The 13,984-nt window shown below is 65.4% G+C and carries 12 protein-coding genes; 8 read left to right on the top strand and 4 right to left on the bottom strand.

The genetic code is table 11. The features are described from left to right. From ACIQ51_RS06795 to ACIQ51_RS06760, 8 genes are all read left to right on the top strand, one after another. Window positions 1–800 (top strand): hypothetical protein (locus ACIQ51_RS06795; protein ID WP_396204269.1); only part of this gene is annotated, 800 nt, incomplete at its 5' end. 31 nt (window positions 801–831) lie between these two features. Further along, window positions 832–1,317: a GNAT family N-acetyltransferase gene (locus ACIQ51_RS06790; protein WP_396204268.1), complete on the top strand. Its 486-nt coding sequence runs from the start codon at window positions 832–834 to the stop codon at window positions 1,315–1,317. 1 nt (window position 1,318) lies between these two features. Beyond that, complete coding sequence (locus ACIQ51_RS06785; protein ID WP_396204267.1) at window positions 1,319–2,194, top strand: sugar phosphate isomerase/epimerase family protein; 876 nt, start codon at window positions 1,319–1,321, stop codon at window positions 2,192–2,194. 85 nt (window positions 2,195–2,279) lie between these two features. Then, window positions 2,280–3,998: a GMC family oxidoreductase gene (locus ACIQ51_RS06780; protein ID WP_396204270.1), complete on the top strand. Its 1,719-nt coding sequence runs from the start codon at window positions 2,280–2,282 to the stop codon at window positions 3,996–3,998. Next, window positions 3,998–4,681: a gluconate 2-dehydrogenase subunit 3 family protein gene (locus tag ACIQ51_RS06775; protein WP_396204266.1), complete on the top strand. Its 684-nt coding sequence runs from the start codon at window positions 3,998–4,000 to the stop codon at window positions 4,679–4,681. The genes ACIQ51_RS06780 and ACIQ51_RS06775 overlap by 1 nt, the downstream gene beginning before the upstream one ends. 362 nt (window positions 4,682–5,043) lie before the next feature. Then, window positions 5,044–6,534 carry an amidohydrolase family protein gene (locus ACIQ51_RS06770; RefSeq protein WP_396204265.1) on the top strand — a complete coding sequence of 497 codons (1,491 nt, stop codon included), beginning with the start codon at window positions 5,044–5,046 and terminating at the stop codon, window positions 6,532–6,534. Between the two features lie 112 nt (window positions 6,535–6,646). Continuing rightward, window positions 6,647–8,227: a 4-coumarate--CoA ligase family protein gene (locus tag ACIQ51_RS06765; protein ID WP_396204264.1), complete on the top strand. Its 1,581-nt coding sequence runs from the start codon at window positions 6,647–6,649 to the stop codon at window positions 8,225–8,227. A gap of 96 nt (window positions 8,228–8,323) precedes the next feature. Continuing rightward, entirely contained in the window at window positions 8,324–9,559 is a 1,236-nt protein-coding gene (locus ACIQ51_RS06760) for a Gfo/Idh/MocA family protein (protein ID WP_396204263.1), read from the top strand. 27 nt (window positions 9,560–9,586) lie between these two features. On the opposite strand, the gene ACIQ51_RS06755 is transcribed toward ACIQ51_RS06760, so the two are convergent. Genes ACIQ51_RS06755 through ACIQ51_RS06740 form a run of 4 tightly spaced genes read right to left on the bottom strand, consistent with a single transcriptional unit; the run spans window position 9,587 to window position 13,890 of the window. Next, a complete protein-coding gene (locus ACIQ51_RS06755; RefSeq protein WP_396204262.1) occupies window positions 9,587–11,251 on the bottom strand; it encodes a beta-N-acetylhexosaminidase in 1,665 nt (554 codons plus the stop codon). 9 nt (window positions 11,252–11,260) lie between these two features. Next, entirely contained in the window at window positions 11,261–11,929 is a 669-nt protein-coding gene (locus ACIQ51_RS06750) for a copper homeostasis protein CutC (RefSeq protein ID WP_396204261.1), read from the bottom strand. Further along, a complete protein-coding gene (locus tag ACIQ51_RS06745; RefSeq protein WP_396204260.1) occupies window positions 11,926–13,161 on the bottom strand; it encodes a nucleoside permease in 1,236 nt (411 codons plus the stop codon). The genes ACIQ51_RS06750 and ACIQ51_RS06745 overlap by 4 nt, the downstream gene beginning before the upstream one ends. Then, window positions 13,162–13,890, bottom strand: coding sequence for a DUF1080 domain-containing protein (locus ACIQ51_RS06740; RefSeq protein ID WP_396204259.1), 729 nt, complete (start codon window positions 13,888–13,890; stop codon window positions 13,162–13,164). Window positions 13,891–13,984: the final 94 nt, after the last annotated feature.

The following is a 13,984-nucleotide window of genomic DNA, read 5'->3' as shown; positions in this document are numbered from 1 at the left end:
TGCAAGGCAAGGGCAAGCTGGTGCCGGCCACGGTGCCCGACAGCGTGATGGCGACGATGCCGCGAACGATCAAGATGCCCACCACCGATGCGGGCTTCTTCGAGCAGCGTGATGAACGGGCGCGCAACGCCCTCGAGTTTCTCGAGTGCCTCGAGCGCACACTGCTCGCATCGCGCGCCGGCGCCCTGGGCGCCGTGCCTACTGCGGCCTCGATCGTGTGCCTCAAGGACAAGGACGAATGGCGCGGCGTGGTGGCGGAGGTCCCCGCCGGCCGTCCCGGCATTGCGGTGCGCACCCAGCTGGCGATGCGCCGTGGGGGGACGATCGTGTCCGACGCGATCGACACGGCCAAAGTGGCGGCGGTCATGGGGGGCATGCGGCGCGCCGTGGACGCCAAGACGCCGGGGGCGGGCGTCACCACCTTCATGCCCATCGTGGTCCCCTACGCCACGTTCGTGGAGGTGCTCTTCCTGCCGGTGCCGGGGGCAAGCCAGACGCTGTACGCCGGTGGCGATTCGGTGATCCAGATGGCGGTCGACGGAAGCCGCGAGCTCGGGCATTCCCGCAACGCGCCACGCCTCACCCCCATCGCGGTACAAACGACGCGTCCGGGAGAGGCGCGCTTCACCAGCCTCGAGGTAAAGCTACCCCTGGTCAGCGAACTCGTGGCCGCCCGTGCCCTGCTCGCGCAGTACCGCGTCGTGCGCATCGACACCAAGACCTATCTGTTCACGCTCACCCGTTCGCGCAACGGCGGAGACCTTCGCGTCTCCGGTACGTGGAGCATCACGGCCCGCTGAGCGCTGTGCACCCGATTCCTCTCTTCCGCACATGATGCCACTCTTGCGCGTGGCGACCGCCGCCGACGTCCCGATCATCCGCGGGCTTATCGAAGGGCTCGCCGAATACGAAAAGCTCCGCCACGAGTGCCACGCGACCGATGCGCTGCTGCACCGCGCGCTGTTCGGTCCGCGGCCCTATGCCGAGGTGGTGCTGGCGGAATGGGAGGGACGCGTCGTCGGGTTTGCGCTCTTCTTCCACAATTTCTCCACCTTCCTTGCGCGTCCGGGGATCTACCTCGAAGATCTCTTCGTGCAGCCGGCCTATCGCGGCCTGGGTATTGGTCGGGCACTGCTCCAGCATCTCGCCCGTCTGGCCGTGGAGCGGGAGTGTGGCCGGCTGGAATGGTCGGTGCTGGACTGGAATGTCGATGCGATCGGCTTTTACGAGACGCTCGGCGCGCGTGCGCAGGATGAGTGGACCGTCTATCGCGTCACGGGCGAGGCTCTGGCGCAACTCGCTTCGGGAGAGCACTGACATGTTCCAGTACGAGGGGAGGGCCCGGACGCGCCGCGATGTGCTGCGGCTTCTTGCAACCGGTGTGGCCGGAAGCACCCTGCTGCCGCTGCTGGCCCGGGCCAGTGATGCCGACCAGGGGAGCACTCCGTCGCGCATCGATCGGATGGGATTGCAGCTGTATACCGTACGCCACGCACTGCAGAAGGACATCGAAGGGACGATCGCGGCGATTGCGAAGACCGGGATCACCGAGCTCGAGTTCTTCAGTTCCCATGGCAAGGACGTGGCGTGGTGGAATACCCTGCTCAGGACGCACAACCTCACGGCCCCGGCGTCACACGAGGGGCTGCCCAAGACTGACCACGACTGGCAGCCGATCTTCGACCGGGCGAACGGCATGGGGCAGCGGCTGGTCGTCGTGCCATACGCCGGGAACGAGTTCCGCGGCTCGAAGGCCAACTGGCAGCGCCTTGCGGATCGCCTCAATACTGGCGCGACGCTCGCCAAGGCGGCGGGGTTGCAGTTTGCGTATCACAACCATGACTTCGAGTTCGCTCCCGTGGAGGAGACGACGGGCTACGAGATCATCAGCACACAGACCGACCCCCATCTCGTGAAGCTGGAGCTTGACCTCTATTGGACGGTGAAGGCCGGGCAGGATCCGTTGGCGATCATGCAGCGCTGGCCCAATCGCATCGTGGCGGTGCACGTGAAGGACGCGGGCCCCGCGCCCGAGCGCAGGATGACCGACGTCGGCGCCGGCACCATCGACTTCAAGACCATCCTCGCCACGGGGCGCACGCAGGGGCTGCGGCATTGGTTCATCGAGCACGACAACCCCACCGATCCCCTCGCTTCCATCACGGCCAGCGCGGCCGCGTTGAAGAAGCTCTGATACAGGAGCCCGTCGCGTGACCCTTCGTTCGAAAGTCGCTCCGCAGTACGATGTCATCGTGGTGGGCTCGGGTGCCGGTGGCGGCATGGCCGCCTACCAGCTGTCGGTGCAGGGCCTCAAAGTGCTCCTGCTCGAGGCCGGTCGTGATTACGACCCGGTGACCGAGACGCCGATGTTCCAGACGCCCAAAGACGCGCCGCTGCGAGGCAGCGGCAATGCCGACAAGCCGTTCGGCTTCTACGATGCCACGGTGGACGGTGGCTGGCGCGTACCTGGTGAGCCATTCACCACGGCGCCCGGCTCGAACTTCCAGTGGTGGCGGGCGCGCATGCTCGGCGGCCGCACCAATCACTGGGGGCGCATCTCGCTCCGCATGGGCCCCTACGATTTCAAGCCCAAGTCGCGTGACGGCCTCGGTGAAGACTGGCCGATGACATACGAGACGATGGCGCCGTACTACGACAAGACTGAGTTGCTGATCGGCGTGTACGGTGGCGACGACGATCTCGAGAACACGCCGCGTTCGTCGCCGGGCGTACTGCAGCCGCCTCCGGCGGCGCGCACCTACGAACTGCTCACGAAGCAGGCGTGCGATCATCTCAAGATCCCGGTCATCCCGGCCCATCGTGCGGTACTCACGCAGCGGCAGGACTCGGTGCGGTTGCCCCAGAAGCTGCACCCGGGCAACCGATTGGCGCAGCGCGTGCTGCGTGACAGCATGAACTCGCGGATGGCGTGCTTCTACGCGACCGACTGTGGGCGCGGGTGCTCCATCAAGGCGAACTTCCAGAGCACCACGGTGCTGATCCCGCCCGCCATGGCTACCGGTAATGTCACACTCGTGACCGATGCCATGGTGCGCGAGGTGACCGTGGACAAGCAGGGGCGTGCGAGCGGCGTGCACTACATCGACAAGCTCACGCGCGTGGATCATCACGTGACCGCCAAGGTGGTGGTGTTGGCGGCCAGTGCCTGCGAGACGTCGCGCATCATGCTCAACTCCAAGAGCGCCCTCTTCCCCAACGGCATCGCCAACGGCAGTGGCGTGGTGGGCAAGTACCTCATGGACACGGTGGGCGCCGGTCTTTCGGCACAGATCCCGCGTCTCGAAGGGCTGCCGCCGATCAACGAGGACGGGACCGCCGGCATCCATATGTACATGCCGTGGTGGCTGTACGGTGATCAGGCAACAGGGAAGATGAACTTCGCGCGCGGCTATCACATCGAATTCGGTGGCGGCCGCAACATGCCGGGGCCCGGCATCTTCGGCGGGCTCGAGTCGTTCACCGGCGGCGCCTACGGCAAGAAGTTCAAGGAAGAAGCGCGCCGATACTACGGGTCGTTCATGTACTTCGACGGCCGTGGCGAGATGATCCCCAATGAGGACTCCTACTGCGAGATCGATCCGGTCGCGGTGGACCAGTGGGGGATCCCGGTGCTGCGTTTCCACTGGAAGTGGTCGGAGCACGAGATCAATCAGGCTGCGCACATGCACAAGACGTTCGCCGAGATCATCGACACGATGGGCGGCACGGTGCAGGGGACCGTCCAGACGGATGGCAATAAGGCGATCGCGGCCGGCGGGTCGATCATCCACGAAGTGGGCACGGTGCGTATGGGGACGGACCCGAAAAAATCGGTGCTCAACGAGTTCGGCCAGTCGTGGGAGGTGAAGAACCTGTTCGTGACCGACGGTGCCACGTTCGTGAGCAACGCCGACAAGAACCCAACGTTGTCGATCCTTGCACTCGCGTGGCGCAGCTGTGATTACCTGGTTGACGAACTGAAGAAGGGGACCGTCTGATGCGCGACGAAACGAACAACACCGGCGGTGTGGGGCGCCGCGATGCGCTCAAGGTCATGGCGGCGGCAGCGGTGGTGCCAATGCTCCCCGACGCGGCCGCCGCGGCATCGGCACCCGTGCGTCGTGAACCGCTGCCGCTGCTCGACGAGCAGCAGCGCCCCGTCAAGCGCAAGGGACCGCGCGGCACGCCGAGCGATCCGGTGCTACAGGTGGCGAAGGCCGACTGGCCCATGAAGCTCTCGCTGCGTGAGCTCACCACGCTGGGTGCACTGTGCGACATGATCATCCCCGCCGACGACAAGAGTCCGTCGGCGTCGGCCGTGGGGGCGCCCGGCTACATCAACGAGTGGGCCAGCCGTCCCGGTGGTGATGCGTCCCTCGTACGCGTACGGGGCGGGCTCGCCTGGCTCGATCGCGAGAGTCAGTCGCGCTTCGGCACGCGCTTCCATCTTGCTACCACGGCGCAGCGCACGCAGATCTGCGACGAGATCTGCTACCTGCCGAAGGCGAAGCCGGAGCACCAGTTCGCCGCGCAATTCTTCGACACCATCCGCGACCAGACCGCCACGGCGTTCTACACGACACCGTCGGGCTGGAAGGACCTCGGCTACATCGGCAATGTGGCGATCCCGAAGTTTGAGGGGCCGAACGCGGCGGTGAGGAAGCAGATTGGGCTGGGCTAACGGAGGTCGTGGTCTGGGTCGGGGTACTGCCACGACGGTCTGGGCACTGCGACTACGGTCTGGCCACTGCAGAAACGGTCGGGGTCTTCCCACGGTCGGAGTCGCTGCTCGGGCGGCGCGGCGCTGCGCTGGCGCGTCGTGGTCGTGGTCGTGGTCGTGGTCGTGGTCGTGGTCGTGGTCGTGGTCCTAGTCGGGGGTGGCGCTAGATGTCGAGGTCTGGGTCTGCGTTTGTGCCCAGACCTTAAGCGCCACCTCAGACCCCGACCAGCACCCCGCCTCCGACGCGCCAGCGCCGCGCCAGCGCAGCGCCGCGCCGCCCGAGCCGCGACTCCGACCGTGGGAAGACCCCGACCGTTGTTGCTGTGCCCCGACCGCAGTGGCAGTACCCCGACCGTCGTGGCAGTGCCCCGACTACGACCCAGACCAAGACCACGACCGTGAAAGCACGCGTATTCGCCGCCATGCTGTTGGCGGCTCCACTCTCCGCGCAGCGCTCCCCCGTCGGCCCCGCCACGCGCAGCTACGTGCGCTTCGACACCACCGTGCTCGCGCTCACCAACGTGCGCGTGATCGACGGCACCGGTGCGGCGCCGCGCGAGAATCAGACGCTCATCATCCGCGACGGCCGCATCGCGGCAATCGGTCCTGCGCCGAGCACCGCCGTCCCCGCCGGCGCGCAGCAGCTCGATCTGGCCGGGAAGACCGTCATGCCGGGGCTCGTCATGGTGCACGAGCATCTCTACTATCCGGTGGGCAGCGGCACCTACGCCAACCTCACCGAGAGCTTCTCGCGGCTCTATCTCGCCGGCGGCGTGACCAGCATGCGCACCGGTGGCAACATGAACGGCATGGCCGAGATTCTCGTAGCCAAGGCCATCGCGCGAGGGGAGAAGCCCGGGCCGTTCATCGATGCCACCGCGCCGTATCTCGAAGGGCCCGGTATGGGGTTCAATCAGGTGGTGCCGCTGCGTGACACCACCGATGCGAAGCAGCTGGTGGCCTATTGGGCCGATCAGGGCGCCACGAGCTTCAAGGCCTACATGAACATCTCGCGCGACGAACTGCGCGTGGCGGCACGTGAGGTCCATGCGCGCGGACTGAAGATCACCGGGCATCTGTGCTCCGTCACGTATCGCGAAGCCGCCGACGCCGGCATCGATGATCTCGAGCACGGCTTCTTCTCGATGAACGACTTCGTGCCCACCAAGCCGGTCGACAAGTGCATCGGGCGCGGCGGTGCCGCCACGAGCAGCATGGCGGCGCTCGATCCCAACAGCAGTGAGGTGCAGGCGCTGTTCCGGCATCTCATCGAGAAGAAGGTGGCGGTGACCAGCACGCTCACCATCTTCGAGACCTTCACCCCAGGGCGGCCCCTGCCGCGCGGGCTCGACGTGCTGCTGCCGCAGCTCAAGGACGAGTACGAGCGCCGGTACGCCGGCACTCAGCGTAACACCCAGTCGCCGTATCTCAAGGCGTTTCCCAACGGCATGGCGTTCGAGCGCGCGTTCGTGAAAGCCGGGGGTACGCTCATCGTGGGGACCGACCCCACCGGCGGCGGCGGCCTCGTACCCGGCTTCAGCAACCAGCGCGCCGTCGAACTGCTGGTAGAAGCCGGCTTCACGCCGCTCGAAGCGATCCGCATTGCCACCCTCAACGGCGCACAGTACATGGGGCGCGGCGCACTCACCGGGTCGCTCGAAACTGGCAAGCTCGCCGATCTCGTCGTGCTCGACGGCAACCCCGCCGCCAACATCGCCGACGTGCGCACCGTGCAGTGGGTGTTCAGGCAAGGTGTGGGGTACGATCCCCGGGCGCTGATCGAGAGCGTACGGGGGAAGGCAGGACTCTGGTAGTTCCTGACGTGCGGGGCTTGCCCCTCCTTCTCCCCCGCTGAACATTGGGCGACCGCCGGGCCGCTGGGCGCCTGCGCCCTCCCTCCGTCCTTCCTCCTGCCGGAGCCGCCAGATGACCCCGTCGCACGTCGTACGTAGTCCGTACGCCGAGATTGACATTCCCAACACGCCGCTCGTGCCATTCATCATGCACCGGGCGGCGCAGCACCCCGACAAGCCGGCCATCAAGTGCGCGGCCACGGGTCGGCAACTCACCTACGGTGAGCTCGATCGGTCCATTCGGCAGGTGGCGGCGGGGCTGCAGGCTCACGGCATCAGCAAGGGTGACGTGGTGGGCCTGGTAAGCCCCAACCTTCCCGATTTCGCGGTGGTTTTTTACGCCGTCACGCTTCTCGGCGCGATCTGCTCCACGGTCAATCCCATCGCGACCGCGGAGGAGATCGGTGTGCAGTTCGCCGACAGCGAGGCGGTCATGATCGTGACCATCCCCGACCTCCTTGAGAAGTGCTCGGCCGCGACCCGAGTCGCGAGCACCGTACGCGAGATCGTCGTCTTCGGCAACGCCGACGGAGCCACCAGTTACGCGTCGCTGTTCACGCACGGTGACGCATCCCCGGTGGTGGATATCGACCCGGCGCAGGATGTCTGTGCCCTGCCGTATTCGAGCGGCACCTCGGGGATCCCCAAGGGCGTGATGCTCACGCATCGCAACATCGTAGCGAATCTGCTGCAGAGCGAGTCGGCCGGCATGGCCATCCGCCCAGACGACGTCCTTTTGGGGGTGCTGCCGTTCTTCCACATCTACGGTATGGTGGTAGTTCTCGGGGGCGCACTCCGCCAGGGCGCCACGATCGTGTCCATGCCGCGCTTCGACCTCGAGCAGTGCCTGAGCGTCATCCAAACGTACCGCGTGACATATGCCCATCTCGTCCCGCCGATCATCTTGGCGCTGGCCAAGCATCCGTTGGTGGCCCACTTCGATGTCTCCAGCGTGCGCACCATCATGAGCGGCGCCGCGCCACTCAGCGCGGAGTTGGCCGATGCCTGCAGCGCCCGGCTGGGGTGCATTGTGAGACAGGGCTACGGACTCACCGAAACGAGCCCTGTGACGCACTTCCATCCCTTTGAGGGCTCGAAGGTGGATGCCGGTATGGTGGGCCCCTGTCTCGCCAATACCACCTGCCGGATCGTGGATGCCGAGACCGGCGAAGACATGCCGGTTGGGGAGCGCGGCGAATTGTGGATCCACGGGCCGCAGGTGATGAAGGGGTACTTCAAGAAGCCCGAAGCCACGGCTGCGTGCATGACCGACGACGGCTGGTTCATGACCGGCGACGTGGCGACCGTGGACGCGGATGGCTGGTTTCGCATCGTGGACCGTGTCAAGGAGCTCATCAAGTACAAGGGGCTGCAGGTGGCACCAGCAGAGCTCGAGGCGGTGCTGCTTGCCAATCCGCTCATCGCCGATGTGGCCGTAATTCCTGCCCCCGACGTCGACGCCGGTGAGATCCCGAAGGCCTTCGTGGTGAAGCGCGGTGAGATCGATGCCGAGCAGGTCATGGCGTGGGTGGCCGAGCGCGTATCACCGTACAAAAAGGTGCGCCAGGTCGAGTTTGTGGACACCATCCCCAAGTCGCCGTCGGGCAAGATTCTGCGTCGGCTATTGCGCGATCGAGAGCGCGCCGCCGGCTGAGGGCATGCGCCCTGTCCGCCGCGCTCGTCCGTGTGGTAACTTCGTAGGCATCGCGGTGCCTTCAGTTACGCCACCTCCCTGAACTACCACGCACGAATGTCAACCAATCGTCTCGGTATCGGTTTCATCGGTTCTGGCTTCAACGCGCGCTTCCACATGCAGGGCTTTCGCTATGTGCGCGATGCCGACGTGCTTGGTGTGTGGAGTCCCAATGCGAAGAACGCGGCATCGGCGGCCAAGTATGCACGCGACCTCGACGTGGGTGAGGCCAAGGCGTACAAGACCATTGCCGGCATGGTTGCCGATCCGGCGATCGATGCGATCTGGTTGAACGGCCCCAATCACGCCCGTATCGAGAACGTCGAAGAGATCTGCGACGCGGTGATGTCCGGCAAGGGTACGCTCAAGGGGATCGCCTGTGAGAAGCCGCTCGGCCGCACCGTCGCTGAGGCGAAGCACATCCTCAAGCTCGTCGAGAAGGCCGGCATCATGCACGGCTATCTGGAGAACCAGTTCTTTTCGCCGCAGGTGGCGGTTGGACACAACCTGATCTGGCAGCGCGGAGCGTCGGCCAGTGGGCGTCCGTACCTCGCGCGGGCGGCCGAGGAGCACAGCGGCCCGCACAGCCCGTGGTTCTGGAACGGCATGCAGCAGGGTGGCGGCGTCCTCAACGACATGATGTGCCATTCGGCGCTCGTCGTGCGTCAGCTGCTTTCGCAGCCCGGGAAGCCGCTGTCAGATCTCAAGGTCAAGCGCATTACCGGCCACATCGCGTCACTCAAGTGGACACGTAAGGAATACGCAGCGCAGCTCAAGCGCGACATGAAGGTCGACTACCTCAAGGCGCCGTCGGAAGACTTCGCCAGTGTGAACATCGAGTTCGAGACGCCGGAAGGACGCATCGCTATCGGCGAGGCCACCACTTCGTGGAGTTTCGTGGGGCCGGGGCTGCGACTCAGTGCCGAGTTGCTCGGGCCCGAGTACTCGATGAAGTGGAACACGCTCGAGTCTGGGCTTGATCTCTTCTTCTCACGTGCCGTTCGCGGCAAGAGTGGCGAAGACATCGTCGAAAAGCAGATGGCCGAGCAGGGGCAGATGCCGGTGGTCGTGAACGAAGCGATCGCCTACGGCTACGAGGCCGAGAACAACCACTTCGTCCGCGCGTTCCTCGGCAAAGAGCCGCCGCTCCTTACGTGGCACGACGGGCTCGATGTGGTGCGTATTCTCATGCACGCCTACAAGAGCGCGGAACTGGGCAAGACGCTCGAGTACAAGGAGAATGGCGTGGACAAGTTCGTGCCGCAGGTTGGGCAGGGGACCTGGAAGCCGTAACTCGTTGAGCAGGCCGGAGCTGGATGCCTACGGCGTGATTGTCACCGTATCCAGTCTCCGGTAATTCACGTCCAGCGCATCAAGGCGCGTGAGGTGGACCGGCAGTCGCTGCATGAAGTTCGCGTAGTCACGGCGATCCTTGCTGCTCCACACCGCCTCGCTCAACGCCACGAGCCGCGGGAAGGCCATGTATTCGAGGTGGCGCGGATTGGGGATGTACTCCGTCCACAGCTGTGACTGGGCACCAAGAATGTGCTTGGCCTGCTGCGGTGTAAGCTCCGTCGGCACCGGTTCGAACCCGTATACCCGCTCGATGTTGGTGAACCCGCCGATCGCCAGCGGTTCGCTCGCTTTGTCCTGCGATTGGTAATGATCGAAATAGGTATGGCTGCCCGGTGCCATGACGACGTCGTGTCCTTCTCTGGCAGCCGCAATGCCGCCAGCCATACCGCGCCAGCTCATGACGGTCGCGTTCTCGGCAAGGCCACCCTCGAGGATTTCGTCCCAGCCGATCAGACGACGGCCACGCTTGGAAAGAAACGTGTCCATTTGCCGGATGAACCAGCTCTGCAGCTCGTGTTCGTCCTTGAGACCAAGGGACGTTATCCGCGCCTGAATCTCCGGGCTCGCCTTCCACTGATCCTTGACCGCCTCGTCGCCCCCGATGTGGATCCACGGCGACGGGAACAGCTCCATCACCTCGGCCAGCACGTTCTGCATGAACGCCACGCTGCTGTCCGACGGATTAATGATGTACGGGCTCACGCCCCAGATGCGTCGCAATCCGGGGATGGGGTCCTTCGTGCTGGCGAGGAACGGGTAGGCATAAACGGCGGCCTGCGCGTGCCCCGGCATCTCGATCTCCGGCACCACGGTGATCATACGATCGGCCGCGTACGCCACGATCTCCCGCACATCGTCCTGCGAATAGGAGCCACAGTGCTGGCGCCCATCGAATACCTGCTTGGCCGGATCATCGGTGTGCGACCCTACCAAGGTGGACGTGCGGCATGAACCCACCTCGGTCAACCGCGGATACTGCCGGATCTGGAGGCGCCAGCCCTGGTCCTCGGTTAGGTGCCAGTGGAAGCGATTCAGCTTGTGGCGGGCGAGGAGATCGATGTACTTCTTGACGAACGCCTTGGGCTGGAAGTGCCGACCGACATCCATGTGCGATCCACGCCACGGAAAGCGTGGGGCATCTTCTACGTGGACAGCTGGAACGACCCACGCCACGCCGCGGATCTCCGCCTCGCGATAGATCGCAGGCGGGAGCAACTGCTTCACGGTTTCGAGTGCGTAGAACGCGCCTGCCGAATCGCTGGCGTGCACCATGATTCCCTGCGGGGTCACATCGAGGCGATAGCCCTCAAGCGGCAGCCCGGGCACTTTGCGTAGCGTGATGCCGCGCGTGCCTGGGGCGAGTGGCGCAACCGCGAGATCGAAACCGGTGGCGCCACCGATGTCGCGCGCAAAGCGGCGGGCCACCCGCCGGAATTCCGGGGACGTACGCACCACCGTGGCCGCCGTGATCGTGTAGCGCCCACGCGCCGGTGCGAGTACGGTGGGCCGGGGAATCACCGCGTAGTGCGAGTCGAACGTAGCGTCGCCAGCTGGCTGAGAGTGCAGCGGCTGTGTGTTCAGCAGTGCCGTCGCGGCGGCCGGGAGGAGTGCGCGGAGTACCGTATGCATAGACAGCCGTCAACGCTGACCGTTCAACGCCAGCACCACATCACGCAGGATCCCGGGATCGGTGGCGCGCGCATGTACCTGACGGACACCGGACCGTTGTACCAGTTCCTGGACGTTGCTGCCGCGCACCGAGCCGCCGGCAAGCACGGTGATACGGTCACCGCCCCGCGCTTGCAGCGTCCGCAAGGTATCGGCGCCTTCGAGTGCGGTATCTGCCTGCCCGCTGGTCAGCACGACATCCACGCCGGCAAGGAGTAGCAGGTGCAGTGCCGACAGCGCGTCCGGTGTGCGATCGAATGCTCGGTGGAAGGCCACCCGCATCGGACGCGCGATCTCGGTGAGCATCTGGAGCTGCGGCAGGTGCACGGTGTTGTCCCGCTGAAGCGGTCCGAGCACCACGCCATCCACGCCAAGCGTCCGCGCTGTGACAATGTCGTTGGCCATCACGTCGAGCTCGTCCTCGTGATACACGAAGTCACGGCTGTGCGGCCGGATCATGACGTGCAGAGGCACGCGGATGAGATCCCGGCATCTGGCAATCAGGCCGAGTGACGGCGTGGTGCCACCGTCGCCGGGGCCACACAGCTCGATCCGGCCGGCGCCGGCCTCTTGGGCGGCGCACGCCGTGTACACGGAATCGCAGCAGGCCTCGACCAGTACAGCGTCTGGCATCGTCATGGAGCCGACGGAGCCGTCGCCGCGCTGTGCGTGGTATCCGACGGGCGGAAGAGAACGAAGAACACCGCGAACACTACGAGTGCTCCGATGGCGGCCGTCTGCCAGATCGGCAACCATGCGTGCGACGGGGCGCCCGCGGCCGTCGTCGTGGCATAGCGATTCACGACGCTGCCCGAGACCGATGCGCCCACAAAGTACCCCACGCCGTTTGTGACGAGGTTGAGGAAGCCCTGCGCCGCCGCGCGGATCTTCGGACCGGCGCGTTCGTCGGTGTAGATCTGGCCGGCGACGAAGAAGAAGTCGTAGCAGATGCCGTGGAGCAGGATGCCAGCATACACTAGCGGCATGACCGGCGTACCATTGCCGGTACCGTACCCGAACGCGAAGTAGCGGAGCCCCCACGCGAGCATGCCGACGAGCATGATCCATTTGATGCCGAGCGTCCGCAGCGCGAACGGCAGCAGCAGCATGAAGCCAATCTCGCTCATCTGACCAAAGGTCTGGATGAAGGCCGGCTCCGGCGCCCCGATCTCGTTGAGATACGGATTGGCGAACGCGTAGTAGAACTGCAGCGGAATACAGAGGAAGAACGACCCGAGCGTAAAAATCAGAAAGTCGCGATGGCGGAGCAGCTGCAGTGCGTCGAGCCCCAAGGCGTCGCGAGCGCTGAACGGCGCGCCCGCTGCTTTCGGCGGGGTGGAGGGCAATAGGAAGGAGAACAGGCCCAACGCGAGCGAGCCGCCTGCCGCCAGTACCATCGGCAGGTTGCTCTTGTCCGCCTGCAGGACCTTACCCACGACGATGCCGGCGGCGATCCAGCCAATGGTGCCCAGCACGCGAATGAGCGGGAAGTCTCGCGCCGAATCGGTGATGTGGTGGAACGAGATGGAGTTCGTGAGCGACAGCGTGGGCATGTAGCAGAACGCGTATGCGAGCAGGAACAGGTAGAACCCGCTCCACTCGGTCTGCTGCGACATCATGTACATCAAGCCGCCGCCCGCCAGATGCAGAATGGCCAGGAGCTTCTCGGACGCGAAGAAGCGGTCCGCCACGATGCCCATGAAGAACGGCGAGACGACGGCCGCGAGGGCGGTGGCACCGTACGCGGCGCCGATGTTCGTGTCGGTGAAGCCGCGCGTCTGCCCCAGATACGTCCCCATCGTCACGAACCATGACCCCCAGACGAAATACTGGAGGAACATCATGATGGAGAGGCGAGTCTTCGTACTCATTTACGGCAGCTCCCGGATGCGGACGTTTCGGAACTGGACGCGGTCCCCGTGGTCCTGCAGGGCAATGTGCCCACGCGCGGCGCGCCCGTACTGCGCCGCATCGGCAAACTTGCTGGCCTTGCGACGCGTCTCCCAATCGGCAGAGCCAAGTTCGTAGTCCACCACCTTCGTGCCGTTGAGCCAGTGCTCCACATGCGTGCCGTTCACGACGAGACGCACGGCGTTCCACTCCCCGGCGCCCTTGCTCACACCGGGGACCGCGGGATGCAGCGCGTAGTTCGCGCCGGCCGAGGTGAGCGGATTCCTGCCGTCGCGATGCACGGCGTCGTCGAGGATCTGCATCTCGGGGCCGCTCACGTAGCTCTTCTCACCGCGGTGATCGATGCGATAGATCACGCCGCTGTTGCCACCGGTCTCCACCTTCCACTCAAGTTCGAGTTCGAAATTGGCGTATTGCTTGTCGGTCGTGAGATCACCGCCGGGGCCAGTGCGCACCAACAGGCCATTGGCCACACTCCATCCGGTGACCGGCTTGCCGGGGGTGTCGTAATTGTGCCAACCGGCGAGGGACGTGCCCTTCACCAGCGGCGTCCAGGCCCCCGGCTTCGACTGCGCGCCGGCGGTGACAGGACGCCACAGGGTCACGGCGATCAGGCCGGCTCGCAGCAGGCAGGCGGCACGGCGGCAGGCAGGGCCGATGGACTGGCTCCACGGGAAATACGACGGCATGGCAGCTCCAACAGCGGAGTAAGCAGGGCGGGGGGCTCCGGGCCAATGCTATGGCCGGTGACAGCAACGCGGAAGGCGGGCACCCAACTTCCAT

The organism is Gemmatimonas sp. (assembly GCF_044344655.1).
Classification (GTDB): Bacteria; Gemmatimonadota; Gemmatimonadetes; order Gemmatimonadales; family Gemmatimonadaceae; genus Gemmatimonas.
This window is presented reverse-complemented; position numbering and strand designations above follow the sequence as displayed.

Excerpts from the sequence above, each read along its gene's own strand:
- ACIQ51_RS06740 (WP_396204259.1), bottom strand. The coding sequence starts at position 13,890 with ATGCCGTCGTATTTCCCGTGGAGCCAGTCCATCGGCCCTGCCTGCCGC.
- ACIQ51_RS06760 (WP_396204263.1), top strand. The coding sequence starts at position 8,324 with ATGTCAACCAATCGTCTCGGTATCGGTTTCATCGGTTCTGGCTTCAAC.
- ACIQ51_RS06775 (WP_396204266.1), top strand. The coding sequence starts at position 3,998 with ATGCGCGACGAAACGAACAACACCGGCGGTGTGGGGCGCCGCGATGCG.
- ACIQ51_RS06750 (WP_396204261.1), bottom strand. The coding sequence starts at position 11,929 with ATGACGATGCCAGACGCTGTACTGGTCGAGGCCTGCTGCGATTCCGTG.
- ACIQ51_RS06765 (WP_396204264.1), top strand. The coding sequence starts at position 6,647 with ATGACCCCGTCGCACGTCGTACGTAGTCCGTACGCCGAGATTGACATT.
- ACIQ51_RS06780 (WP_396204270.1), top strand. The coding sequence starts at position 2,280 with ATGGCCGCCTACCAGCTGTCGGTGCAGGGCCTCAAAGTGCTCCTGCTC.
- ACIQ51_RS06785 (WP_396204267.1), top strand. The coding sequence starts at position 1,319 with ATGTTCCAGTACGAGGGGAGGGCCCGGACGCGCCGCGATGTGCTGCGG.
- ACIQ51_RS06745 (WP_396204260.1), bottom strand. The coding sequence starts at position 13,161 with ATGAGTACGAAGACTCGCCTCTCCATCATGATGTTCCTCCAGTATTTC.
- ACIQ51_RS06790 (WP_396204268.1), top strand. The coding sequence starts at position 832 with ATGATGCCACTCTTGCGCGTGGCGACCGCCGCCGACGTCCCGATCATC.
- ACIQ51_RS06755 (WP_396204262.1), bottom strand. The coding sequence starts at position 11,251 with ATGCATACGGTACTCCGCGCACTCCTCCCGGCCGCCGCGACGGCACTG.